Source organism: Microbacterium sp. HMH0099 (assembly GCF_049384025.1).
Lineage (GTDB): Bacteria > Actinomycetota > Actinomycetes > Actinomycetales > Microbacteriaceae > Microbacterium.
On the sequence record NZ_JBMRJR010000006.1, the window covers coordinates 147,877 to 171,046 of the forward strand.

Annotated in this window: 24 protein-coding genes and 1 tRNA gene; 7 read left to right on the forward strand and 18 right to left on the reverse strand. The window is 70.6% G+C overall.

Annotated features, from left to right (window positions below; translation table 11 throughout):
- Nucleotides 1-362: 362 nt before the first annotated feature.
- The 3 genes from ACO03V_RS14645 to ACO03V_RS14655 form a co-directional block, all read right to left on the reverse strand.
- Nucleotides 363-447 (reverse strand) — tRNA-Tyr (locus ACO03V_RS14645).
- A gap of 109 nt (nt 448-556) precedes the next feature.
- Nucleotides 557-1,438, reverse strand: a complete 882-nt coding sequence (locus ACO03V_RS14650) for a PfkB family carbohydrate kinase (RefSeq protein ID WP_423138101.1) — start codon at nt 1,436-1,438, stop codon at nt 557-559.
- Entirely contained in the window at nt 1,435-1,935 is a 501-nt protein-coding gene (locus tag ACO03V_RS14655) for an FBP domain-containing protein (protein WP_367733318.1), read from the reverse strand. The genes ACO03V_RS14650 and ACO03V_RS14655 overlap by 4 nt, the downstream gene beginning before the upstream one ends.
- A gap of 114 nt (nt 1,936-2,049) precedes the next feature.
- On the opposite strand from ACO03V_RS14655, the gene ACO03V_RS14660 reads away from it, so the two are divergent.
- Genes ACO03V_RS14660 through ACO03V_RS14670 form a run of 3 tightly spaced genes read left to right on the forward strand, consistent with a single transcriptional unit; the run spans nt 2,050 to nt 3,335 of the window.
- Nucleotides 2,050-2,538: a YajQ family cyclic di-GMP-binding protein gene (locus ACO03V_RS14660; protein ID WP_387052527.1), complete on the forward strand. Its 489-nt coding sequence runs from the start codon at nt 2,050-2,052 to the stop codon at nt 2,536-2,538.
- Nucleotides 2,539-2,559: 21 nt separating this feature from the next.
- Nucleotides 2,560-3,201 carry a dihydrofolate reductase family protein gene (locus ACO03V_RS14665; protein WP_423138102.1) on the forward strand — a complete coding sequence of 214 codons (642 nt, stop codon included), beginning with the start codon at nt 2,560-2,562 and terminating at the stop codon, nt 3,199-3,201.
- Nucleotides 3,198-3,335: a hypothetical protein gene (locus tag ACO03V_RS14670; protein WP_167494239.1), complete on the forward strand. Its 138-nt coding sequence runs from the start codon at nt 3,198-3,200 to the stop codon at nt 3,333-3,335. The genes ACO03V_RS14665 and ACO03V_RS14670 overlap by 4 nt, the downstream gene beginning before the upstream one ends.
- Before the next feature lie 102 nt (nt 3,336-3,437).
- Here the strand turns inward: ACO03V_RS14670 and ACO03V_RS14675 are convergent, their stop codons facing one another.
- Nucleotides 3,438-3,815, reverse strand: a complete 378-nt coding sequence (locus ACO03V_RS14675) for a PH domain-containing protein (RefSeq protein WP_423138103.1) — start codon at nt 3,813-3,815, stop codon at nt 3,438-3,440.
- Between the two features lie 138 nt (nt 3,816-3,953).
- On the opposite strand from ACO03V_RS14675, the gene ACO03V_RS14680 reads away from it, so the two are divergent.
- Nucleotides 3,954-4,205 carry a type II toxin-antitoxin system Phd/YefM family antitoxin gene (locus ACO03V_RS14680; protein ID WP_367733313.1) on the forward strand — a complete coding sequence of 84 codons (252 nt, stop codon included), beginning with the start codon at nt 3,954-3,956 and terminating at the stop codon, nt 4,203-4,205.
- Nucleotides 4,202-4,462 carry a Txe/YoeB family addiction module toxin gene (locus ACO03V_RS14685; RefSeq protein WP_423138104.1) on the forward strand — a complete coding sequence of 87 codons (261 nt, stop codon included), beginning with the start codon at nt 4,202-4,204 and terminating at the stop codon, nt 4,460-4,462. Before ACO03V_RS14680 ends, ACO03V_RS14685 begins: the two co-directional genes overlap by 4 nt.
- A 12-nt stretch (nt 4,463-4,474) precedes the next feature.
- Here ACO03V_RS14685 and ACO03V_RS14690 read toward each other — a convergent pair whose 3' ends face one another.
- Nucleotides 4,475-5,179 (reverse strand): FadR/GntR family transcriptional regulator, encoded by a 705-nt coding sequence (locus ACO03V_RS14690; protein ID WP_423138105.1) that lies wholly within the window; start codon nt 5,177-5,179, stop codon nt 4,475-4,477.
- A gap of 154 nt (nt 5,180-5,333) precedes the next feature.
- Here ACO03V_RS14690 and ACO03V_RS14695 point away from each other — a divergent pair, with 154 nt between their 5' ends.
- Nucleotides 5,334-6,680: a dicarboxylate/amino acid:cation symporter gene (locus ACO03V_RS14695; RefSeq protein WP_367733305.1), complete on the forward strand. Its 1,347-nt coding sequence runs from the start codon at nt 5,334-5,336 to the stop codon at nt 6,678-6,680.
- Nucleotides 6,681-6,697: 17 nt separating this feature from the next.
- On the opposite strand, the gene ACO03V_RS14700 is transcribed toward ACO03V_RS14695, so the two are convergent.
- The 10 genes from ACO03V_RS14700 to ACO03V_RS14745 form a co-directional block, all read right to left on the reverse strand.
- Nucleotides 6,698-8,395 (reverse strand): AMP-binding protein, encoded by a 1,698-nt coding sequence (locus tag ACO03V_RS14700; protein WP_423138106.1) that lies wholly within the window; start codon nt 8,393-8,395, stop codon nt 6,698-6,700.
- A gap of 44 nt (nt 8,396-8,439) precedes the next feature.
- The gene (locus tag ACO03V_RS14705) at nt 8,440-9,393 is read right to left on the reverse strand and encodes an alpha/beta hydrolase (RefSeq protein WP_423138107.1); all 954 of its coding nucleotides are present in this window, start codon (nt 9,391-9,393) and stop codon (nt 8,440-8,442) included.
- 20 nt (nt 9,394-9,413) lie between these two features.
- Nucleotides 9,414-10,688: an ABC transporter ATP-binding protein gene (locus ACO03V_RS14710; protein WP_423138108.1), complete on the reverse strand. Its 1,275-nt coding sequence runs from the start codon at nt 10,686-10,688 to the stop codon at nt 9,414-9,416.
- 43 nt (nt 10,689-10,731) lie between these two features.
- On the reverse strand, nt 10,732-11,580 hold the full coding sequence (locus ACO03V_RS14715) for a carbohydrate ABC transporter permease (protein ID WP_423138109.1): 849 nt from the start codon (nt 11,578-11,580) through the stop codon (nt 10,732-10,734).
- A complete protein-coding gene (locus ACO03V_RS14720; RefSeq protein ID WP_367733692.1) occupies nt 11,580-12,530 on the reverse strand; it encodes a carbohydrate ABC transporter permease in 951 nt (316 codons plus the stop codon). Before ACO03V_RS14720 ends, ACO03V_RS14715 begins: the two co-directional genes overlap by 1 nt.
- Nucleotides 12,531-12,556: 26 nt before the next feature.
- The gene (locus ACO03V_RS14725) at nt 12,557-13,822 is read right to left on the reverse strand and encodes a sugar ABC transporter substrate-binding protein (RefSeq protein WP_423138110.1); all 1,266 of its coding nucleotides are present in this window, start codon (nt 13,820-13,822) and stop codon (nt 12,557-12,559) included.
- A gap of 953 nt (nt 13,823-14,775) precedes the next feature.
- Entirely contained in the window at nt 14,776-16,149 is a 1,374-nt protein-coding gene (locus ACO03V_RS14730; protein WP_367733293.1) for an FAD-dependent oxidoreductase, read from the reverse strand.
- 46 nt (nt 16,150-16,195) lie between these two features.
- Nucleotides 16,196-17,257, reverse strand: a complete 1,062-nt coding sequence (locus ACO03V_RS14735) for a polyprenyl synthetase family protein (RefSeq protein WP_367733291.1) — start codon at nt 17,255-17,257, stop codon at nt 16,196-16,198.
- Nucleotides 17,258-17,354: 97 nt separating this feature from the next.
- Nucleotides 17,355-18,068 carry a demethylmenaquinone methyltransferase gene (locus ACO03V_RS14740; protein WP_423138111.1) on the reverse strand — a complete coding sequence of 238 codons (714 nt, stop codon included), beginning with the start codon at nt 18,066-18,068 and terminating at the stop codon, nt 17,355-17,357.
- A 9-nt stretch (nt 18,069-18,077) separates the two neighbouring features.
- A complete protein-coding gene (locus tag ACO03V_RS14745; RefSeq protein WP_367733287.1) occupies nt 18,078-18,641 on the reverse strand; it encodes a DUF402 domain-containing protein in 564 nt (187 codons plus the stop codon).
- Nucleotides 18,642-18,677: 36 nt separating this feature from the next.
- Here ACO03V_RS14745 and ACO03V_RS14750 point away from each other — a divergent pair, with 36 nt between their 5' ends.
- On the forward strand, nt 18,678-19,955 hold the full coding sequence (locus ACO03V_RS14750) for an isochorismate synthase (protein WP_423138112.1): 1,278 nt from the start codon (nt 18,678-18,680) through the stop codon (nt 19,953-19,955).
- Nucleotides 19,956-19,974: 19 nt separating this feature from the next.
- Here the strand turns inward: ACO03V_RS14750 and ACO03V_RS14755 are convergent, their stop codons facing one another.
- The 3 genes from ACO03V_RS14755 to ACO03V_RS14765 form a co-directional block, all read right to left on the reverse strand.
- Nucleotides 19,975-20,829 carry a PPK2 family polyphosphate kinase gene (locus ACO03V_RS14755; RefSeq protein ID WP_423138113.1) on the reverse strand — a complete coding sequence of 285 codons (855 nt, stop codon included), beginning with the start codon at nt 20,827-20,829 and terminating at the stop codon, nt 19,975-19,977.
- Nucleotides 20,830-20,917: 88 nt separating this feature from the next.
- Nucleotides 20,918-22,708 carry a 2-succinyl-5-enolpyruvyl-6-hydroxy-3-cyclohexene-1-carboxylic-acid synthase gene (gene menD, locus ACO03V_RS14760; protein WP_423138114.1) on the reverse strand — a complete coding sequence of 597 codons (1,791 nt, stop codon included), beginning with the start codon at nt 22,706-22,708 and terminating at the stop codon, nt 20,918-20,920.
- Between the two features lie 3 nt (nt 22,709-22,711).
- Entirely contained in the window at nt 22,712-23,152 is a 441-nt protein-coding gene (locus tag ACO03V_RS14765) for a PLD nuclease N-terminal domain-containing protein (protein WP_423138115.1), read from the reverse strand.
- Nucleotides 23,153-23,170 lie beyond the last annotated feature (18 nt).

Consider the following 23,170-nt stretch of genomic DNA (forward strand, 5'->3'; position numbering starts at 1 on the left):
CGACCGCGGAACGATCGCCCGGCACTGCGCGTCCATTGGCTCGGCAGGAGTCGATGGTCGCGTCCCGGCGGAGCCGGATGCGCGAACTGGATAAGTTTGCGCCCCGAGAGCCTAACTACCTGGACGTCGAACGCAGCACATGTACGCATTATCGAACGGCGTCCGCCAATGCGGAGTTAACCATCTGGTTAACCCACGTGGGACGCGCGCTTCGGTGTACGCGCCGAGGGCGGGTCGCAGGAACACCTGCGCCGGCGTCTTCTCAGAATGACGGCGATGGTGCCCACCGGGCACGAAGAAGGCCCCCAGGCTCACCGATTGCTCGGCGGCCTGGGGGCCTTACGTCCGCGTCGTCGTGCGGATGGTGGCGAGTGAGGGATTCGAACCCCCGAATGCAATGCAGTCTGATTTACAGTCAGATCCCTTTGGCCGCTTGGGTAACTCGCCAGGTGCGCACCCGCCCGGCTTAGTCAGTCGACCGGAGGCGCGATCCCCTACTCTACTATCCCCGAAGGGGTGCCTCAAACCACGCCCGCGGGACGTCGCAGGATGCCGCTCACTCGGGCACGCGCAGCAGTGCACCCTCTTCGCGGCAGGTCGCTGCGGCCACGTCCATGGCCCGCTGCATCACCGCCGCCCACGCGTCCTCGCCGGCCGGCAGCGCGTCCCGGACCAGCGAGACCGTCGTCGCCAGGACCGCGTCACCGCCGCCCATCGTGTCGACGATGCGCCCGGGCAGTTCGGAGATACCGCGTGCGACGGTGACGTCGCCGGCATCCACGGCCGCTCCCCCGGCCCCGTACGTGGCGAGCACCGCTCCCACGCCGAGGTCGCGCAGACGGGTCCGGAGCTCCTCGAGCGACGAGCCGTACAGCACCTCGGCGTCGTCCTCCCCGACCTTCACCAGCAGCGCCCCGGCCGCGGCCTTCTCGAAGCCGCGCACGAACGCCGCACGGTCGCGCATCATGCCGGTCCGCGGGTTCGGGTCGATCGCCAGCGGGGTCGACGGCGACGAAGCGGCATCCACGAGCTCGTCCGTCTGCGCCTCGTCGTCGAAGGGGAAGCAGCTGACGACGACCATCGCCGCGGCATCCATCGCCTCCCGCTCTGCGGCACCGAAGACGACGCGACGGTTCTGCGCCGCCTCGTTGAAGACGTACACCGGCTCTCCGCCGGCCGAACGCGTGCTCACCGCCCGGGACGTGCCGTGCGGTGCGGGACTCGCGAGGAGCTCCACATCGAACTCGTCGAGGTAGGCGCGGATCTGCGCGCCGGCCGCGTCGTCGCCCACCATCGCGACGAGCGTCGCCGGCACGCCCAGACGCGACAGGCCGACCGCGACGTTCAGCCCGGCGCCGCCGACGAACTCGCGCACGCCGTCGTCGTCGCGCAGCTCGTCGATCAGCGCGTCGCCGATCACGACGACGCGCGGGGTCACCGCTCCGCCCCGGCGGTCTCGAGCACGCGCTCGACGAACGCCTCCGTGCGGCGCTTCGTGCCGTCGATCTTCATGTCCACGCTCCCGCGGATCTCGCTCGGAGCGAGCGGCATCGCCAGACGCACGTTCTCGTGGCACGACAGGTCCGCGCACATGTATGTGCCGACCGTGTCACCGTGCGCCCCGGCATCCCCGGCCTTGCGGGCCGTGAACAGCGCGACCTGATCGCCCGGCTGCATCGTGTGGCACAGGTTGCACATCGCCGCCCGGGCCCGCGACTGCCCGTCCGCCGCGCGCAGCACCACGGCCGTCGGCTCGCCGTCGCGCTCGGTGACGAGATAGCCGCGCCCGCGGGTGCGCGGATCACGCCAGGCGAAGAAGTCCATGTGATCCCAGTCGGTGAGCAGGAAATCGTGCGGCATCGTGACGACCCGCAGCTCATCGGGTCCGGCGTTCACGAACGCGTCGCGGACCTCGTCTTCGGTGAGTGCTCGCATGGGATCCGAGTCTACGAGCGCGACGGGCGGCGGGGGGCGGTCTCTCAGCCTCGCCTCAGCGGCATCCCGCGGCCGATCCCGCCGTCTCCCGGCCGTCCCCGGTAGCCTGGACGCATGGCCGACAGCTCATTCGACATCGTCTCCAAGATCGACCGCCAGGAAGCCGACAACGCGCTGAACCAGGCCCGCAAGGAGGTCGAGCAGCGCTACGACTTCAAGGGCACGGACGCCTCCATCGACTGGAGCGGCGAAGCCATCCTCATCAAGGCGAACTCCGAGGAGCGCGCGAACGCCGTCCTCGACGTGTTCCAGACCAAGCTCATCAAGCGCGGCATCTCCCTCAAGAGCCTCGAGTCCGGCGAACCGACCGCGAGCGGCCGCGAGTACCGCATCACCTCCACGCTGAAGGAGGGCATCTCGCAGGAGAACGCGAAGAAGATCGGCAAGATCATCCGCGACGAGGGCCCCAAGGGCGTCAAGTCGCAGATCCAGGGCGACGAGCTGCGCGTGCAGTCGAAGTCCCGCGACGACCTGCAGGAGGTCCAGCGCCTCCTCAAGGCCGCCGACCTCGACGTCGACCTGCAGTTCACCAACTACCGCTGAGCGGTTCCCGGGAGGGATGCCATGGCCGTCCGCGTCGATCTGAACATCTCCCTCGACGGGGTGGCCATGCCCGCCGACCCGTCGCCGGAGAACCCGATGGGGGCCGACTGGGACCGCCTGGTCAGTGACTACGTCGCGACACGGACGTTCCGGCAGCGGGTCTTCGACGACACCTCGGGGGCCGGCACCACCGGGGTCGACGACCGATACGCCGCGGACTACTTCGAGGGCATCGGCGCCGAGGTCATGGGCGCGGCGATGTTCGGCCTGCACTCGTTCCCCGACGATCCGGACTGGCGCGGATGGTGGGGCGAGGACCCGCCGTTCCGCGTCCCGGTGCTCGTGCTCACACATCGGAAGCGCCCGCCCCTCGCCTTCGACAACGGCACGCGCTTCGAGTTCGTGTCCGCCGGCATCGAGGACGCCGTCGCCCGGGCGCAGGATCTCGCGGGCGGCGCGGACGTGCGCGTGGGAGGCGGCCTGTCCACGGTGCGCTCCGCCCTGGCGGCCGACCTCGTCGACCGCCTGCACGTCGCGGTCCGTCCGGTCGTCCTCGGCCGCGGCGGCCGCCTCTGGGACGACCTCCCCGGTCTCGACACCAGATTCACCGTCACATCGGAGGTCGCCGAGAGCGGCGTCGTCCACGTCACCTTCGCCCGGTGAGCAGACCTCTCGACCCGCTCACGTGCCCGACGTGCGGCGACCCGCTGCGCTTCGAGATCCTCGACGACGAACGCTTCCTCGTCGCGTGGTCGTGCGTGAACTGCGGCCTCATCCGCACCACCGAGCCGGTGTGAGATTCCCTCGATCGATGATCCCGCCGGGTCCGACCATCCCTGTCGAGCAGGGCGATGCATGCGTATTGCAACGGCGAGATGATCGCGATCGTCTGGGTCGCCTCAATGCTTGTGCAGCACCGCCCACGCGATCAGGCTGTCGAGGCGTCTGATGTCCGCGCCTTTGGTCACCTTGATCTTGATGTGGCCGACTTTCGTCCACAGCTCGATCTCGGCATCTCGATCAAGCAAGCCGCCGGCATTCTCCGAGGACCACATCTCGATGGCCGAGTAGGGCAGCGAGTAGATCTCCACCTTGCGCCCGGTCAGGCCCTGCGCGTCCCGCACGATGAGTCGTTTCGTCGTGAACGTCGCCGAATCACGGAAGGTCTGAAACGACGCGACGGCCTGCTCGCCTTCGACGAGAAGCGAGTGCACATCCTCCGGCGTCGCGATCTCCCGCTGCAGCGTCCAAGAAAGAATCTGGCTCGTTTCGACCATCAGAAGTCCCACCTGTCATGCGCGCCCCCACGACGCGACACGACTCACAGTAACGCGACCGACGGGCCACCCGCGGATCCGCGCGGCGCGCCCAACACCGCCGAGTGGTACCATATCCGGTACGCCCGAGGAGGTATCGTGTCCGCCATCACCGCGTCGGAAGCCCGCAAGACACTGTTCGGCCTCATTCAGCAGGTGAACGAGGATCACGCACCCGTCGAGGTCGTCTCGCGCCACGGTAACGCCGTGCTGCTGTCCAAGGACGATTACGACTCCCTCACCGAGACGGCCTACCTCCTTCGCAACTCGGCGAACGCGGAACGTCTGCTCGAGGCCATCGGACGAGCCCGGCGGGGCGAGTTCGAACAGCACGACCTTCTGGACGCGTGACCCGGTCGCTCGCCTTCGACCCCCACGGGTGGGAGGACTACGTGTGGTGGCAGGGGCAGGACCGGAAGACCTTGAAACGCATCAACACGCTGATCACCGAGGTCCTTCGTGATCCCTTCGCCGGCATCGGAAAGCCGGAGCCGCTCCGGCACGTCCTGAGCGGCGCGTGGTCCCGACGTATCGACGACGCCAATCGACTCGTCTACTACGTCACGGACGATCACATCGTCATCCTGCAGGCACGCGAGCACTACTGACGAAGAAGCGAGTCACTCGCGGAGGCGGGCCACGAGGTCGGCGATCTCGTCGAGGTGGACGCGCATGGCCGCCTCGGCGGCATCCGGATTCCCCGCCCGCAGGGCACGGAGGATGCGGGCGTGACCGTCGTGCGACAGTCGACGCCCCTCGTCGTCGAGGTGCGAGTACAGCCGACCCTCGACCGTCCACGAGACCGTCAGCTCGCTGAGCGACGCGAGCAGCGGGTTGCGCGTCGCCGCAGCCACGGCGACGTGGAAGGCGACGTCCAACCCCACCGACCGCTCCACGTCGTGCACGTGCGCCGACTCTTCGAGCAGCGCCTCCAGCGCGGCGAGCTCGTCCCGCTCGATCCGTCCGGCCGCGAGCCGCGCGATCTGCGGCTCCACCACGGTCCGGAACTCGCTCGAGGCGGCGATCGCCCCGTCGTCCGGGGTGTCGAACGATCCCAGCACGGCCGACAGCGGCAGCCGGGCGCTGACCCGCGTCCCACTCCCCTGCCGCCGCTCCACCAGACCGGCGGACTCCAGCCGCGACAGCGCCTCGCGCACGGCCGAGCGGGAGACGCCCATCTGCGCGGCCAGCTCCCGCTCCGTCGCCAGTCGGTCCCCGGGCTTCAGCACGCCCGCGACCATCAACGACCGCAGACGCGCGAGCACCTGGTCGCGCACCGAACCGGCACCCCGTTCGAGCGGCGCCAGCGCCACATGATCCGTCACAGTGATCCTCCCCTCGCTCATCCTCGCAGCCCGCGGGTGACTCAGGCGGCGGATTGGTCCGACCGTAATCGCGACGAAACAGAGGGAAACCGCCGAGGAAACAGGGACGTCCCATCATTGGACGGACCACTCAGAACCCGAACGAGGAGTACAGATGGCCAACGACACCGCACGCGGCGGCATCCGGAGTCCCCGGACCGTCGTCAGGGCCCTCCGCCACCCGGCCACGCTCATCGCACTGGCCGCGGTGCTCGGCGTCGTCTTCGGCCTCGTCGCCGGCGAGTGGGCCGGCAACCTCAAGTTCATCGGCGACCTGTTCATCCGCCTCATCCAGATGGCGATCGTGCCCCTCGTGATGGCCTCCGTCATCGTCGCGACGGGCTCCATGACCGGGACCGGGATGGGCCGCCTCGCCGGCCGCACCTTCTCGTGGATGATCGGCTTCTCGATCGTCGCCGCCCTCGTCGGCTGGGGCCTGGCGGCCCTCTTCCAGCCCGGGGTGGGCATCGACTACTCCGGACCCGTGGATGCCGCCCTACAGGAGTCCGCGCAACCGGCGACCGGCTGGCAGGAGACGGTCCTCGGCTTCGTCTCGACCAACATCGTCAACGCCATGTCGACGGCGAGCATGCTGCCCATCATCGTGTTCTCGCTCCTGTTCGGCCTCGCCCTCAACGGCTACATCCGCACGACCGGCAACCGCCTCATCGTGACGCTGCTCGAACAGCTGCAGCAGGTCGTCCTCGGCATGATCCGCCTCGTGATGCACATCGCCCCCATCGGCGTCTTCTGCCTCCTCGCAGCCCTCGCCGGCGACGTCGGCTTCGCCGTCGTCACCACCGCGCTGTCGTACCTCGGCCTCACCCTTCTCGGCGTCGTCATCGTCACCGTGCTGTTCGTCGTCGTCGTGATCGCCCGCACCCGCCTGAACCCCTGGGCCCTGCCCGGCAAGCTCGCCGAGCAGACCGTCATCGCCGTCACCACGACAAGCTCGGCCGTCACCTTCCCCACGGTGCTGAAGAACGCCGTCGAGAAGGTCGGCATCAGCCAGCGCGTCGCCGGCTTCACCCTCTCGGTCGGTCTGACGATGGGCTCCTACGGCGCGGTGCTCAACTACACCATCGTCATCCTGTTCCTCGCCCAGGCCGGACGCATGGAGCTCAGCCCCGGACAGGTCGTGCTCGGCATGGCCCTCGCGATCCTGCTCAACATGGGCACCATCACCGTGCCCGGGGGGTTCGCCGTCGCCGCGATGTTCCTCGCCACCTCGCTCGGGCTCCCCCTCGAAGCCGTCGGCCTCCTCATCGCCGTCGACTGGTTCACCGGCATCTTCCGCACGTTCCTCAACGTCAACGGCGACACCATGGTCGCCATGCTCGTCGCGGATGCCACCGACGAGATCGACCGCGACGTGTACGCCGGACGCACGACGGTCACCGCCGCCCCCGTCGACCAGGAGGGACTCGCCGACCGCTTCGCCGCCGCCGACCGCGCGGACTGACGGACGGGTCGAGAACCTCAGCTCCGCAGGCTGTCGTCCCGCCACTCCGTCACGACGATCTCGCCACGCGCGGCGCGCTCCTCCCGCTGACGCAGCTCGACCCGCCGGATCTTCCCCGAGATGGTCTTGGGCAGGTCGAAGAACTCGACGCGACGGACGCGCTGGAACGGCGCGAGCCGCTCGCGGGCGAACCGCAGGATGTCCAGCGCGACCTCCTCGCCCTCGACGTGCCCGGCCGCCAGCACGAGGTAGGCCTTCGGGACGGCGAGCCGCAGCTCGTCGGGGGCGGGGACGACCGCCGCCTCCACGACGGCGGGGTGCTCGATGAGCACGCTCTCCAGCTCGAACGGGCTGATCTTGTAGTCCGACGCCTTGAAGACGTCGTCCGTCCGCCCGATGTACGTGATGCTCCCGGTCTCATCTCGGCGCGCGACATCCCCGGTGTGGAAGAGCCCGTCGGCGAACGCCTCGGCGTTCCGTGCATCGTCGCCGACATACCCGCTCATGAGGTTCACCGGCCGCTCGCGCAGGTCGATGCAGATCTCGCCCTCGTCGGCCCGCTCGCCCGTCACCGGGTCCACGAGCACCACGGGACAGCCGGGGAGCGGTCGCCCCATCGACCCCGGCACGAGGCCGGCGCCCGGCGTGTTCGCCACGACCGCCGTCATCTCGGTCTGGCCGTACCCGTCGCGGATGTCGAGACCCCACGCGCGCTGCACCGCCGCGATCACCTCGGGGTTCAGCGGCTCCCCCGCCGACACGACCTCGCGCAGCGCTCCCCGCCGCCCGGTGAGATCGGCCTGGATGAGCATGCGCCAGACCGTCGGCGGCGCGCAGAACGTCGTCACCCGGTCGGCCTCCAGCTCGGCCAGTAGGCGGTCGGCCGAGAACCGCGAGTAGTTCAACGCCAGCACCGTGGCCTCCGCGATCCACGGCGCGAAGAAGCAGCTCCAGGCGTGCTTCGCCCAGCCCGGCGAACTGATGGCCAGGTGCACGTCGCCCGGTTGCAGGCCCAGCCAGTAGACGGTGCTGAGATGTCCGACCGGGTACGAGGCGTGCGTGTGCTCGACGAGCTTCGGCTTCGACGTCGTCCCCGAGGTGAAGTAGAGGAGCAGGCGGTCGTCGGCGGTGGTCTCCGGATGCCGTGCGGGAGCGGCATCCCTCAGAAAGGCGTCGCCGTAGTGCGCCCAGCCGTCGACCGCGGGCCCGACCGCGATCCGGCCGAGACCGGCGGGGAGGTCGTCGAACTTGGGCGCATCCGCGGCTCCGACGACGACGTGGCGGATCTCGGCGCGCTCGATGCGGTCGGCCAGGTCGCCCGGACCGAGAGCGGTCGTCGTCGGGGCGATCACCCCGCCCAGCTTCATGATCGCCAGCATCGACTCCCACAGCTCGACCTGGTTGCCCAGCATCAGCAGCACCGCGTCGCCGCGAGCGACGCCCCGGGACGCCAGCCACGCGGCGACCTGGTCGGAGCGGCGGGCGAGCTCGTCGAACGTCCGCTCGTGGTGGGTGCCGTCGTCGTCCACGACGATGAGCGCCGGGCGGTCGTTCCCCCGCGCCATCGGGTCGAACCAGTCGATCGCCCAGTTGAACGGACCCTCGAAGCGCGGCCAGGCGAAGGCGGCGGCGCGCGCGGGATCGGTGCGGGCGGCGAGCAGCTCGTCACGGGCGGCGCGGTAGCGCGCGGTCGCAGAGGCGGTGGTGGGGCTCATGGGACTCCTTCGAACCCGTCCTACGCTAGTCCCGCGTCCGGCCGTCACCGCAGGCCGGACGCCAGCGCCGCATAGGCGGCCTCCCGCGCGGCCGGGGCCGACAGGAACACGTCGTGCAGCGCCCCGTCGACCCGGGAGATCGTCACGGTCGCCGCGATGCGCGTCGCCGCACGGGCGATGTCGTCGACGACGAGGACCGAGTCGCTGGACAGCATCGCGTCGCTCCAGGTGAGCGCCGTCGTGGACCGGGCCGAGAGCAGCACGTGCACGGCGCAGCCGACGTCGAGACCGGATGCCACCCGCGCATGGCCCGCGATGACCGCCGCGAGCCAGCCGGGATGAGTGGGGAAGCCCTGCGGCGGCCGCCACCCGTCGGGACTCTCCGGGAGCGTCCCGACCTCGCGCTGCGCGCGGGTGTAGAACCCCAGGTCGACCACCGGGTGCGTGCCCAGCGGGTCGATCCGTGCCCGCGCGTTCACGAGCGGGGCGAGCGCCTGCCGACCGATCGGGCCGAGCTGCAGCTCCAGCCACGGACTGTTCAAGATGAGCGCATCCGCCGCACCGGGATGCCGCGCCGCCCACAGCGTCAGCGTCAGTCCGCCCGTGCTGTGACCGACCAGCATCAGTCGGCGCCCCTCGCGCGCCGTACCCATGGCATCCCGCGCCGCCGCGATGTCGGCGTCGTACACGTCGAGAGCCGCGACGTACCCCGGCGACTGCCCCGCGCGGAGGCTCCGCCCGTACTTCCGCAGGTCGAGGGCGTAGAAGCGTGCGCCCCGCTCGGTGAAGAAGCCGGCGAGCCCGGTCTGGAAGAAGTAGTCCGACCAGCCGTGCACGTACAGCACGTCGACGTCGCGCAGCTCGCCGAACAGTCGCGCACCCGGGTGCGGGCGCGAACGCACGAGCGTCGCGCACACCTCGCCCTCCGGGTCGCGGCCGAGCGGCAGCGTCTGCTGCTCGAACCCCTCCCCGAGGACGTCCGGACGCCACTCCCCCATCGACTCGCGGTCCCGCCGGATCAGGCGCGCTGTTCCTCGCGCGCCGCGCGCTCCTTCGCCCGCTCCAGCGCGCGCTTCCGGGCCGCGCGGGCGTCCTCCTCGAGCTTCTCCGCCTTCGCCTCGTCGCGCGTCAGGTTGACCCCCGTCTCGGGATCGAAGAGGTGCAGCGCATCCGGGGAGAACCACAGCCGCGCCGCATCGCCCGCGCGGACCGTGCTCATGGCATCCAGGGCGACGACGAGCTCGGTGCGCAGACTCTCGCCGTCCAGGTCGCGGTCCAGCTCCGACAGCTTCTCCTTCACCGTCGCATCCGTCTCGTACGGCACGTAGGCGTACAGGACCTCGCCCAGCCACTCCGTCATCTCGATGTCCAGCTCGGTCGTCACGCCGCCCGTGAGGTCCCGCTCCGTGGCGTCCGCGTCCTCGAACGCGTCCGGACGCACCCCGACGATGACCAGGTCGCGTCCCTCCACCGCCGCGCGCAGCCGGTCGTCGAGCGGGACGTCCGCGATGGGCAGGCGCAGCACATCGCCGTCGGACCCCCGCACCACCGTGCCGCTGAGGAAGTTCATCGGCGGCGAGCCGATGAAGCCCGCCACGAACAGGTTCACCGGCTGGTCGTACAGACCGCGGGGGCTCGCGACCTGCTGCAGCTCGCCGCGGCGGAGCACCGCCACCCGGTCGCCGAGGGTCATCGCCTCCGTCTGGTCGTGCGTGACGTAGACCGTCGTGATGCCGAGGGACCGCTGCAGACGCGCGATCTCCGTCCGCATCTGCCCACGCAGCTTCGCATCCAGATTCGACAGCGGCTCATCGAAGAGGAACGCGCTCGCGTTGCGCACGATCGCGCGCCCCATCGCCACGCGCTGCCGCTGACCGCCCGACAGGTTCGCGGGCTTGCGCTCCAGATGCTCGTCCAGCTCGAGCAGCTTCGACGCCCGCCGCACCCGCGTGTCGATCTCCTCGTCGCTGAGGTCGCTGGACTTCAGCCGCATCGGGAACGCGATGTTCTCGTACACCGTCAGATGCGGGTACAGCGCGTAGTTCTGGAACACCATCGCCAGGTTCCGGTCCTTCGGCGCCTTGTCGTTGACGACCTCGTCGGCGATGCGCAGCTCCCCGTCGGAGATGTCCTCGAGGCCCACGATCATGCGCAGCAGCGTCGACTTGCCGCATCCCGACGGCCCCACGAGAATCACGAACTCGCCGTCCGCGATGTCGAGGTCCACGCCCTTCACCGCGGTGAAGCCGTCGTCGTACGTCTTGACGATCTTGTTCAGAGTGATGGATGCCATGACTCGCTCCTTTAGCCCTTGACGGCGCCCTGCGTGCTGTTCCTCAGCCCTTGACGGCGCCCTGCGTGAGACCGGACACGATCCGGCGTTGGAAGATGACGACGACGATGACGATCGGGATCGTCACGACGATGGCGGCGGCGGAGATCGCCCCCGTCGGCGCCTCGAACTGCGACGCCCCGGTGAAGAACGACAGGGCTGCCGGCACCGGCCGGGCGGCATCCGTCGAGGTCAGCGAGATCCCGTAGACGAAGTCGTTCCAGGCGATGAAGAACGCGATGATCGCGGTGGTGAACACCCCGGGGGCCGCGAGCGGGACGACCGTCTTGCGGAACGCCTCGAACGGCGTCGCCCCGTCGACCTGGGCGGCCTGCTCCAGCTCCCAGGGGATCTGGCGGAAGAACGCCGCGAGGGTCCAGATCGAGATGGGCAGGGTCAGCGACAGGTACGGGATGATCAGGCCGAGCCACGTGTCGTACAGCCCGACCACGCGCCACAGGTTGAACAGCGGCGTGACGATCGACACGATCGGGAACACCGACACCGCCAGCGCCGTCGTCAGGATGATCCGCTTGCCGGGGAAGTCCAGCCGCGCGATCGCGTACGCGCACAGGGTGGCCAGCACGACCGCGATGAACGTCGCGATCAGCGAGATGCCGATTGAGTTGCGCAGCGCCGGCAGGAACAGGTCCTGGGCGCTCCCGCCCGGCGCGAGGATCGTGGCGTAGTTCTCCCACGTCCACTCCTCCGGCAGCAGCGTCCCGGAGAACAGCCCCGCCTGCGTCTTGAACGACGTCATCGCGATCGAGAAGACGGGGAACAGCGACCACACGAGCACGGCCGCGATGATCACGAGCCACATCATCCGCTGGGGCCAGGTCATCGCGCGCATCAGCTGTTCCTCCCCGCGGACAGGTCCACTTTGAACCCCTTGATGAAGATGCCCGCGATGATCAGCACGCTGAGGAACAGCAGCACCGAGATGGCGGAGCCGAGGCCGATCTCCAGTCGCCCGATCGAGGTGTTGTACGCCAGCAGCGACAGCGCCTCCGTGTCGTTCGCGCCGGCGGTCATGATGAAGATGTTGTCGAAGATGCGGAACGCCTCCAACGTGCGGAACAGCACCGCGACCATGATCGCGGCCTTCATGTTCGGCAGGATGACGCGGCGCAGCACCTCCCACGAGGTCGCTCCGTCGACCTTCGCGGCCTCTTCCAGGTCGCCGGGCACCTGCGCCAGGCCCGACAGCAGCAGGAGCGAGATGAAGGGCGTCGTCTTCCACACCTCGCTCAGGATGATGACGACGAGGGAGGTGCTCTGGGAGGCGAACCAGTTGAGGTCCTCGTCGAACCCGGGGATCCACGACAGCCAGTTGTTGACGTACCCGCCGGAGTTGATGTCGAAGGCGTAGAAGAACGCGAACGCCGAGACGACGGTGATGATGCCGTACGGCACGAGGATCGCCGTGCGCGCGAAGCCCCGCAGCTTCTTGATCGCGCGATGCATGACGAGCGCGAACGCGAAGCCGATGATCAGCTCCAGCAGCACCGTCACGACGGTGATGAAGAGCGTCACCCCCATCGACTGCCAGAACGCCGGGTCGCCGAGGATCACCTGGTAGTTGCGGAACCAGATGAACTCGCGGTCGTCCGGAGCGGTGAGCCGCAGGCTGAACAGCGAGTCCCACAGGGCCTGCACGATGGGGTACAGCGTCACCAGGAGCATGATCCCGAACGCCGGCCCGGCGAGCATCCAGCCGAGGCGGGCCTCGGCGCGGGCGCGGTCGGAGCGGCGCTTCTTGGGCCGGGTCGCGGTGTCCGGGCGTTCCCGGTCGGCCCGCAGCGTGCCGGTGGCGGCGATCTCGGCGGTCACAGCAGCCTCTCCCCTCGCAGCACCGCGAGGATGAAGTCCGTCGAGGTCTCCGGCGTCGCGTCCGGGTTCACCGCGGTCGGCGGATGCCAGGTGCGCTGCAGACCGATGGAGATCTCGTTGTAGTACGGCGTCTGCGGGCGCGGGGCGCCGAGGTCGAGCGACTCGCGGATCGTGTCGGCCATCGGGAACTGCTCCTGCACCTGCGGGTCGTCGTAGGCGGCGGTGTTCGACGGCGGGTTGCCGTTCGTCACGAAGTACTGCGCCTGGTTCTCGGGCTGCACGATGCACTCCACCGCCCGCCAGGCGAGATCGGTGTTCTCGCTGTAGGCGCCGACCCCGAGGTTGATGCCGCCGACGGGCGGAGCCGCCGGGGTGGCGGCATCCACGCGGGGGTAGACCGCCCACCCGAGGTCGTCGACGATCTCGGGATCCGAGGCCTGCATCGCCGGCCACACGAAGGGCCAGTTGACCATGAACGATCCGCTGTCGCCCTGGAAGAGGTTCATGCTGGCGTTCTCGTCCGCGGTGGGCAGTCCCGAACCGCCGAGCCCCTCGGACCCGATCCGTCCGATGATGTCCGCGGCGGCGCGACCCGCGTCGGTCTCCAGCCCCAGCTGCATCTCGTCCGGAGAGGCCTCCGGGTCGTCGAGGATCTGGCCGCCGGCGGAGGCGACGAGGGCGTTGATCCACACCGTCAGCGACTCGGCGAGAGCGCCCTGCACGCCGATCTGCTTGTCCTGGTCCTCGGCGACCTGGATGATCTGGTCCCAGGTCACCGGTTGCGACATGTCCAGACCCGCGGCCTCGGCCACCGACTCGCGGTACCAGAGCAGCTGCGTGTTGGCCCAGAACGGCACCGTCACCAGCTCGCCGTTCCAGCTCGCGGACTGCACCGCGCCCTGCACGATCCCGTCGGTGTCCTGCAGGGTGTCCGGCACGGGGGCGAGGAACCCGGGCTCGGCCAGCTCGGGGATGAACGGCGGGTCGAGGCTCATGATGTCGAGCGACCGGTCGCTGGCCGCGAGACGGCGGGCCAGCTGCTCGCGCTGCGAGGCGGCGTCGCGCGGAAGCAGCGACGTCTCGATGCGGTAGGCCCCGTTCGCGGCCTCGGTGCAGGAGGCCGCGATCTCGGCCTGCCCGCCGTCGTCCGGGTTGATGTACCAGGTGAGGGTGGGGACACCGTCATCCGCGGAGCAGGCCCCGAGGGTCGCCGCCAGTGCCACCGCCGACAGCCCGGCGACCGTCCGTCTCAGCGTGCGCATCCGGCCTCCTCGCCTCGGTGCGGGAACCGAACGGCCCCCTCGTCGTCATCCCCATACTGCCGACGCCACCCGATTCGATTCGCGAGGCTTGATCCCGGCGGCGACGCCTGATACTCGCATGCGGATTCTGCACGATGGATGAATTTGCTGGCCCGCAGGGTGAAATCAGAACCATGGACGTGCGTCGCAGGCAATAGTCGGAGTCTCGAGATCAGCCCCCAACGAAGGGAGTAGTCATCGTGACAATTGACGGAGTCCTCAGAGGGGACGCGCGACCAAAAACGGCGACTCGCCTAACGTGGACAACCTTCGCCGTGCTCATGCTCCTCACGCTCAGCTTCGGTGTCGCCCCGCAGAGCGCCAATGCAGCCACACGTGTATGCGCACCTAACGGACGGTGTGTCTCAGCAGCACAGACCTGCAACCCGGGCACGTCTTGCGCGCGCGAGCTGTTCCGTGAAGTTCCAGCGGGAGAGTATTGCGCGGCCTCGGTCGGTTGCTTCCCATGGAAAGGAAAGAACTATCGATACGTCGGCGGTCCCGCAACGACGCAGGCTCAACGAGAGTCGGCGATGAAGTGTGCGTCGTCGCTGGGTGTGACGTGGCTCGGCAGTGTCGCGGGGGGCCCGATCGGCATTACGATACTCGGCGTCGCCGTATCTCTTTGGGGGTGCTCATCATGACCGGGAATCCCGTGAACGAACGAGAACGGCGGGGTTCGAGTGCTGCCGTCTCTCTCGTGGTCGCCGCGCTGTTCCTCCTGCTCGCGCTCTGGTCGGGCATACAAGGCGAAGCGTGGGCTCTCGGGCTTGCTCTAGTCGGCGCGCTCTGGGTGATTCTTGGCATCCGCGCCCTCAGACGTCGCCGCCCATCCCACTGATCTGATGAACGAGTGAGCCGCCCCGTCAGCGACGGGGCGGCTCACTCGACTTTCGGACGACCCGGGTCCGCGGTCACTCGCCGCGCGAGATCGCGATCATCTCGTCGCGGGGCACGACCTTGACGCGGGCGCGCTCGTGCGGCTGCCCGAGGGCGACCTCGTGCTCGTCGAGGCGGTGCCACCCGTCCAGGTCGGTCCAGCGCACGCCCCGCTCGGCGAGGAGGGCGGGGATCGCCTCCTCCTCGGGGTGCTCCGGCTGCCACCACTGGCCCTGGTCGTTGATGAGGTGACGGACCGTCTCCATGGCATCCGACTTGGTGTGCCCGATCAGGCCCACCGGACCGCGCTTGATCCAACCGGTCGCGTAGACGCCGGGGACGCGCGCGTTCGAGCCGGCCTCGATGACCTGGCCCTCCTGGTTCGGGATGACGCCGTGACGCTCGTCGAACGGGACGTCCTTCAGCGGCGAGCCGAAGTAGCCGACGGCGCGGTAGATGGCCTGGATCGGCACCTCGCGGATCTCGCCGGTGCCGACGACACCGCCCTGGCCGTCCGACGCGGTCCGCTCGTACACGAGCGCGGCGACCCGGCCCTCGTCGTCCTTCTTCACCTCGAGCGGCTTCGCCCAGAAGTGCAGGTGCAGACGGCGGGACGCCTCGCCCCCGACGCCGTTCGCGCCCGGGCGCGTGCGCCACTGCTGGAGCACGCGGTCGATGACCTTGACCTGCTTGTTGGTCTGCACGGCGGCCAGCGACTGCTCGTCGTAGTCGAAGTCCTCGTCGTAGACCACCATGTCGACGTCGCGCAGCTCGCCCAGCTCGCGCAGCTCCAGCGGCGTGAACTTCACCTGCGCCGGCCCGCGGCGGCCGAACACGTGCACGTCCGTGACGGGTGAGGCTTTCAGCCCCTGGTACACGTTGTCGGGGATCTCGGTAGGCAGCAGGTCGTCCGCGTGCTTGGCGAGGATGCGGGTGATGTCGAGGGCGACGTTGCCGTTGCCGATGACGGCGACCGACTCGGCCTCCAGCGGCCACTCGCGCGGCACGTCGGGGTGACCGTCGAACCAGCTGACGAAGTCCGCGGCGCCGTAGGAGCCGTGCGCGTCGATGCCGGGGATGTCGAGGTCGGCGTCCCGAACCGCGCCCGTCGCGAAGATGACGGCGTTGTAGTGCTGCTTGAGGTCGTCGAGGGTGATGTCCCGGCCGAAGAGCACGTTGCCGAAGATGCGGATGTCGCCGCGGTCCAGCACCTCGCGCAGCGCCGTGACGACGCCCTTGATGCGGGGGTGGTCGGGCGCGACGCCGTAGCGCACGAGGCCGTACGGCGCGGGGAGGTGCTCGAACAGGTCGATCGACACGTCGAACTGACGCTCGGCCTTGAGGAGGATGTCGGCGGCGTAGATGCCGGCGGGTCCGGCACCGACGATGGCGAGACGCAGCTTGGTCATGGGTGTCCTCTCGATCGAGATCGGGGGGGGTGAGAAAAGGGGGGGGTCAGGCGGAGCGGTCGGCGACGGCGCGCGCGAACCGGGTCAGCGCCTCGCGCACCGCGCCGTCCGGCAGCGGTGCGAGGGCGTCGATCGCCTCCTGCGACCACTGGTGCGCCAGGCGCAGGGTCTCGTGCGTGGTCTCGTGATCGCGCAGCTCGGCGAGCGCGTCGTCGAGGATCGACGGGTCGGCGCCGGCGGCGATCCGCTCCTGGCCCTCGTCGATGCGCGCGCGCAGGTCGGCGGAGGCCTCGTCACGGCGGTGCCCCAGAAGCAGGTACGGCATGGTGGGCACACCCGCGCGCAGGTCGGTCCCGGGCACCTTGCCGGTCTCGGAGGCATCCGGCGACAAATCGATGACGTCGTCGAGAAGCTGGAACGCGACGCCCGCCTTCTCGCCGAACACGACCATCGGCTGCTCGTACTCCTCGGGCGCTCCCGAGTAGATGACGCCCGACTGGGCGGCGGCCGCGATCAGCGACCCCGTCTTGTCGGCGAGGACCTTCAGGTAGAACTCGACGGGCTCGTCGCCGTCCTGCGGACCCACCGTCTCGTGCATCTGGCCCAGGACCAGACGCTCGAACGTGTCGGCCTGCAGCTGGATCGCGCGTTCGCCACGGCGGGCCATGAGCTGGCTCGCGCGGGAGAAGAGCAGGTCGCCGGTGAGGATGGCGATGTTGTTGCCCCACACCGTCTGCGCGCTCGGCACCCCGCGGCGCTTGTCCGCGCCGTCCATGACGTCGTCGTGGTAGAGCGAGCCGAGGTGCGTCAGCTCCAAGGCGGTGGCCACCTCGACGACCTCGTTCGTCGTCCCGCGGCCGAGCTGGGCCGTCAGAATCGCGAGCATCGGACGCACGCGCTTGCCGCCCGCCTCGTAGAGGTAACGGGCGGTGACGTCGGCGAGCCGGTCGGCGCTGCGGACCTCCCCCTCGAGGGTGCTCTCGACGCGGGCCAGACCGGCCTCGACGGTGGAGAGCAGGGCGCGCGAACGGAGTCCGCCGAAGATACGGTCACTCAGTCCGAGCTTGCCCGCCAGGCGGGAACCGGCGGCGGGCGGGATCGGGGTCACGGTCCCAGCCTAGCCTGGCCAGGGTGACCTCACTCGCGGGCGCCGACCGGTTGACAGCGGTATCGAGCTATCGGACGGATCGCGCGCTCACCGGGAGTCAGGCCGGGTTGGTCCCGCGGTGCAGCGCGACGATGCCGAGGGTGAGGTTGCGGTAGGCGACGTCGACCCAGCCGGCGTCCCGCATCCAGCTCGCCAGCGTCCGCTGGTCGGGCCAGTCGCGGATCGACTCGTTGAGGTAGTCGTACGCGTCGGCGTTGGAGCTGACCGCCTTGGCCACGACCGGCAGCACGCGGTCGTTGTAGAAGCGGTAGACGCCGTTGAACACCGGGGACGGCGGATGCGAGAACTCGCACACCACGATCCGCCCTCCGGGGCGGGTGACCCGGCGCAGCTCCCGCAGCGCCCGGCGGGGGTCGTTGACGTTGCGCAGCCCGAACGACATCGTCACCGCGTCGAACTCGCCGTCCGCGAACGGGAGGTCGGTGGCATCCGCCTGCACGAACTCCAGGTTCGGCACCGTGCCGTGCCGACGGCGTCCCTCCGCGATCATGCCCGGGGAGAAGTCCGCGGCGACCACGTGCGCGCCGCTCGGGACGAACGCCATCGACGACGTCCCCGTGCCGGCGGCGAGGTCGAGGATGCGCTCGTGCCGCTGCGGGGCGACCGCGCGCAGCGTGGCCACGCGCCAGAAGCGGTCGTTGCCGAGGCTCAGGACCGTGTTCGTGCGGTCGTACGCGGCCGCGACCTTGTCGAACATGCCGCTGACCCGCTGCGGGTCCTTGCCGAGGTCGGCGCGGGGGGAATCGCTCACGCGACGAGTCTAGGCGCGAGGCGCGGTGCGGTCGTCGGGGGTTGCGAGCTCCGCCAGCCGCTGCAGCCACGGGCCGGTGGTCTCGTCCGAGAAGGGCGCCTCCCGGGCGACGACCCGGCGCTCGAGGTCGAGCGCCGTGGCCTCGAGATGCCGCACGACGTCGGCGGGGTAGCCGTAGCGGACCCGGTGGTCCTCCCACTCGTCGCGGTCGTCGATCCACGTGCCCCGGCCGTCCGTGCGGCGGACGACGTCGAGGTCCATGTCGATCCCGACCGGCACGCCCTCCTCGTTCCACGTCACGTCCCAGGCGAGGTCGATGTACACCGCGACCGGGTGGGGCGCGGCGTTGTGCGTGAACGCCCAGTCGCCGGACGGCGGCACGAGCGTCACGTTCGGCTCGCGGCAGACGAAGTGCCGACCCGGACGGTCGCTGCGCCAGCCCACCTGCTGGCCGAACCAGTCGCCCCACTCGTCCGACCCGAGGTAGACCGAGTCCTGCTCCCAGTGGGGCGAGCCGTCCCACTTCCGCCAGCGGAACAGGAGGCGGGTACCGGGTGCGGGACGGGAGGACATGATCGGGAGTCTAGATCGCGGGTCTAGGGTGAACGGGTGACCACCGCCGCGGATGACGCCGTGCCGCGCCTGCGCGTCGTGACGCGCGAACTTCCCCCCATGGAGGACGTGCTGGCGTACACGACGCCGTACGACCCCCTCTTCTGGAGCCGGCGCGGGGAGTCCCTCGCCGCCTTCGGCGACCTGCTGACGCTCCGCTTCCCCGGCTCCCGGATCGGGGACGTCTCCATCGCCGACCGCTGGCGGGCCATCGCCGCCGCGGCCGAGATCGACGACCCGGTGGGCCTGCCGGGGTCCGGACTGGTCGCTTTCGGCTCGTTCGTCTTCGACCCGCGCTCGGAGCGCGAGAGCGTGCTGCGCGTGCCCGGCATGATCGTCGGCCGTCACAGCGGACGCGCCTGGGTGACGCGCCTCGCCTTCGACGACACCCCCGACGAGCCCGAGCCCGAGCTCCCGCCGCGCTCCCCCTTCGGGCCCCACTGGGCCGCGTCCTTCGGTCCGGGGCACCTCACGGCGGGCGGATATCAGGATGCCGTCCAGAAGGCCATCGACCTCATCTCGGCGCGCGAGCTGGACAAGGTCGTCATCGCCCGCGACATCGCCGGGACGATCCCCGCGGGATCCGACCTGCGCCGCCTGGTCCGCTCCCTCCTGGAGGGCTACCCCGACTGCTGGATCTTCGCCGTCGACGGGCTCATCGGGGCGAGTCCCGAGACGCTGGTCACCGTCTCCCGGGGCACCGTCACCGCCCGCGTCCTCGCCGGGACGACCGCGCGCGGCGGCGACGCCGACACCGACGCGGCCGCCGCCCTCGCCCTCACCGAGAGCGCCAAGGACCAGGAGGAGCACCGCTTCGCCGTCCAGAGCGTCCTGGCGTCGCTGCGCCCGCACACGTCCGCCCTCGCCGCCGCCGAGCAGCCGTTCACCCTCAAGCTGCCGAACGTCTGGCACCTCGCCACCGACGTCGAGGGCGAGCTCTCCGCCCACGCCTCCTCGCTCGACCTCGTGTCGGTCCTGCACCCGACCGCCGCGGTCGCCGGCACGCCCACCGACCGCGCCATGGACGTCATCCGCGAGCTCGAGCCGTTCGACCGCGGACGCTACGCCGGCGCCGTGGGGTGGATCGGCGCGTCCGGAGACGGCGAATGGGCGATCGCCCTGCGGTGCGCCCAGGTCGACCGCGCCGCGCCGACATCGCCCACCGCCCCCATCACCGCCTACGCGGGCGCCGGGATCATCGCCGACAGCGACCCCGAATCCGAGCTGCTCGAGACGCGGGTCAAGTTCCGGCCCATCATCGAAGCGCTGGCCTGACGCGGCGGGAGGAGCGTCGTCAGGATACCGCGAGCCGCTTCTTCTCCTCCTCGACGTCGTACTCCGCCTCCGGCCAGCTCGGGCCGATGTCCTCCAGCGCGTCGATCAGCAGCTGCTGCACCGCGAGCCGGGCGTACCACTTCCGGTCCGCCGGGATGACGTGCCACGGAGCCACGGGAGTCGACGTCCGATCGATGGCCACCTGATAGGCATCCATGTACTCGTCCCAGAGCTGACGCTCGTCGACGTCCGCCGGGTTGTACTTCCAGTGCTTGTCGGGGCGGTCCAGCCGCCGGGCCAGACGGTCGCGCTGCTCGTCCTTCGAGATGTGCAGCATCACCTTGACGAGGCGGATCCCCATCGCGGCGGCCTCCGCCTCGAAGCCGACGATCGCGCTGTACCGGCGTTCGATCTCGTCCTCCGGTGCGAGCCGACGCACCCGGCCGATGAGCACGTCCTCGTAGTGGGAGCGATCGAACACCCCGATGCGTCCCGCATCGGGCAGGCGCTTCTCGATCCGCCAGAGGAAGTCGTGCTCCAGCTCCTCGGCGGTCGGCTTCTTGAACGAGGCCAGCTCGACGCCCTGCGGATCGACGGAGCCCACCACGTGCCGGACGATGCCGCCCTTGCCCGCGGTGTCCATCGCCTGCAGCACCAGCAGCACCGACCCGGTGGCGGTCCCCGCGACGCTCTGCGCGAAAAGGCGCTCCTGCAGATCCGACAACGGTGCCGCGCCGGCGGCCAGCGCCTCCGCGGCGTGCGACTTCGTGCCGTCGTACCCGGGCGTCGACCGCGTGTCGATGTCGGCGAGACGGAAGCCGGGCTCGATGCGCAGCGCGTCGGTGGCGGGGGTGGACCATCTGCTCTTGCTCATCGCCCCATGGTGGCCGGTGCGTCACTCGCCCACCACGCCCTTGACCCGCGGCGGGTCCGCGCGGCAAGGGCGCTGCGGGGAGCTCCGGCTAGCGCGGCAGCGGCACCTCGATCAGCTGGCGGCCGCCGACCGACGCGGTGAGCACCTGGTCCAGGGCCACGCGCGTCGTCACCCGGTGGTACTCCCAGCCGAAGGCCAGCGCGAGCTGCTCCAGGCGGACCGTCTGCGGGGTGTACTGCACGCGCCGCATCGCGTCCTCGCCCGCGACGCCGGCGACCTCGAGACCGTCGAAGATCGTCCCGCCCCCGTCGTTGCCGACGACGACCTGCAGCCGCGGCTCCTCCTCCCCCGGCGGGAGCAGCAGCGCACCGGCGTCGTGCAGGAACGCCAGGTCGCCGAGCAGCAGCCGCGTCACCCCCGGCCGGCCGCCGGCCTGACTGGCCAGCGCCACGCCGGTCGCGGTCGCGACGGTGCCGTCGATCCCCGCGAGCCCCCGGTTCGCATGCACCGCGACCTTCTTGCCGCCGAGCACCTCATCGGCCACGCGCACGAGACGCGACGAGCCGAACACGAGTCGGTCGTGCGGCCATGTCGCCCGCCACAGCGCGTCGACGAGCGTCGCCCGGTCCAGCGGGGCGCGCATGACCTCCACCTCGGCGTTGATCGCCCCGAGACGCTGCTGCGGAACCGCCGACGACAGGCCCTCGGCATCCGGCGCGCGCGGCGACAGGTCCACGGCAGCGGCGCGCGATGCGCGCATCCACGCCCCGAGCCACGACCGATCGGACTCCCCGAACCCGATCCGGACGGCATCCACCCCCACCGTCGCGCCGTTCAGGTTCACCGCCTCGCCGGGACCCCGCACGGCGAGGACCTCGACGTCGGGCTGCCCGAGCAGCCGGGCGACCTCGCGGCTCAGCGTCGGATGCCCGAAGACCACGACCCGCTCGATGCGTCCGCCCAGCTCCGGGTCGCGCAGCAGCGCGCGGTACCCGTGGACGACCTGACGCCCGAACCGTGCGCCGCTCACGATCTCCGCGATGAGGGGGAACCCGCCGCGGTGCGCGAGCTCCTCGGCGCCCGGCCCTGCATCGGCTCCGGCGACCACCACGGTGCGCGGACCGTGGTCGAGCACGTGCGCGTCCTCGAGCCCGGGAGCCGCGTCCGCGATCCCGATGCCCCCGCCGCCCTGATAGTGGGCCCCGGATGCCTCGGCATCGTCGCCGTCCTCGACGCTCTCGTCCGCGGGGGCGCTCCCCGCCGCGCGCACGGTCATCCATGCCGGGGCGGCCCCGGCCAGGGGCTCGCGCAGCGGGACGTTCAGATGCACCGGGCCCGCCGCCCGCGCCCCGGTCCCGAGGGCGGCGGCCAGCGCCGTCGCGGCGACGGCGTCCAGCTCGCGGGTCTGCGCCCCGTCGCCGTCGTCGTCCGTCGCGACCGGCACGGGGAGGTCCGCCTCCCACCGCACCGCCGTGTGGAACAGCCCCGGCTGACGCGTCGTCTGGTTCGCCCCGATGCCGCGCAGCTCGGGCGGTCGGTCGCCCGTCAGCAGCAGGAGCGGGATGCCGGAATGGTGCGCCTCGAGCGCGGCGGGCAGCAGATTGGCCACCGCGGTCCCGGACGTGCAGATGACAGCCGCCGGCATCCCGGTCTCCCGTCCGATCCCAAGCGCGGTGAACCCGGCCACCCGCTCGTCGATCCGGACGTGCAGCGACACGAGACCCGCGGCCTCGAGCTCCGCCGCGGCGAGGGCCAGGGCTTGCGAGCGCGAGCCCGGGCTGACGACGAGATGACGGATGCCGCGGGCCACCAGCCCCGACAGCAGCGCCGCCGTCGCATCGGTCGACGGGGCGGCGTCGCGAGGTGCGGGAGAACCCACGGCTCAGCCGACGGCGCCGCGCTGACCGCGGGAGTCGTCGTCGCCCTTGCCGGGGTCGTCGGGGTCGTCGGAGGACGCCGTCCCGGGTGCGGGCGGAGGCGTCTGCGGGCGCGGGTCGTCGGCCTCGGAGTCCAGCTGCGCGAGCTCCTCCTCGAGGCGGCGGATCCGCTCGTCCTGCTCGGCGCGGGCGCTCGCCGACATGCCCCGCAGGAACTCCGGGTCGTCGTCCGGCGCGCGGCGGGCCGCCGTGGGACGGCTCGCGCGACCACGACCGATGAGGAACCACAGGATGCCGCCGAGCACGGGCAGGACGATCACGATGACCATCCATGCCGCCTTGCTCACCCCGCGGTGACGCCCGGCCGGTTGCACGGCGCAGTCGACGATCGTGTAGACCCAGAAGGCGGTCGCCACGAGCGCCAGAATCAGCAACAGCCGTGCCATGCCCCAATCCTACGTGCG

Coding starts and splice junctions, on each gene's coding strand:
- ACO03V_RS14715 (WP_423138109.1), bottom strand. CDS start 11,580: ATGCGCGCGATGACCTGGCCCCAGCGGATGATGTGGCTCGTGATCATC.
- ACO03V_RS14665 (WP_423138102.1), top strand. CDS start 2,560: ATGGCCGTCCGCGTCGATCTGAACATCTCCCTCGACGGGGTGGCCATG.
- ACO03V_RS14725 (WP_423138110.1), bottom strand. CDS start 13,822: ATGCGCACGCTGAGACGGACGGTCGCCGGGCTGTCGGCGGTGGCACTG.
- ACO03V_RS14700 (WP_423138106.1), bottom strand. CDS start 8,395: ATGAGCCCCACCACCGCCTCTGCGACCGCGCGCTACCGCGCCGCCCGT.
- ACO03V_RS14765 (WP_423138115.1), bottom strand. CDS start 23,152: ATGGCACGGCTGTTGCTGATTCTGGCGCTCGTGGCGACCGCCTTCTGG.
- ACO03V_RS14705 (WP_423138107.1), bottom strand. CDS start 9,393: ATGGGGGAGTGGCGTCCGGACGTCCTCGGGGAGGGGTTCGAGCAGCAG.
- ACO03V_RS14710 (WP_423138108.1), bottom strand. CDS start 10,688: ATGGCATCCATCACTCTGAACAAGATCGTCAAGACGTACGACGACGGC.
- ACO03V_RS14745 (WP_367733287.1), bottom strand. CDS start 18,641: ATGTCCTCCCGTCCCGCACCCGGTACCCGCCTCCTGTTCCGCTGGCGG.
- ACO03V_RS14695 (WP_367733305.1), top strand. CDS start 5,334: ATGGCCAACGACACCGCACGCGGCGGCATCCGGAGTCCCCGGACCGTC.
- ACO03V_RS14755 (WP_423138113.1), bottom strand. CDS start 20,829: ATGAGCAAGAGCAGATGGTCCACCCCCGCCACCGACGCGCTGCGCATC.
- ACO03V_RS14730 (WP_367733293.1), bottom strand. CDS start 16,149: ATGACCAAGCTGCGTCTCGCCATCGTCGGTGCCGGACCCGCCGGCATC.
- ACO03V_RS14655 (WP_367733318.1), bottom strand. CDS start 1,935: ATGCGAGCACTCACCGAAGACGAGGTCCGCGACGCGTTCGTGAACGCC.
- ACO03V_RS14675 (WP_423138103.1), bottom strand. CDS start 3,815: ATGGTCGAAACGAGCCAGATTCTTTCTTGGACGCTGCAGCGGGAGATC.
- ACO03V_RS14660 (WP_387052527.1), top strand. CDS start 2,050: ATGGCCGACAGCTCATTCGACATCGTCTCCAAGATCGACCGCCAGGAA.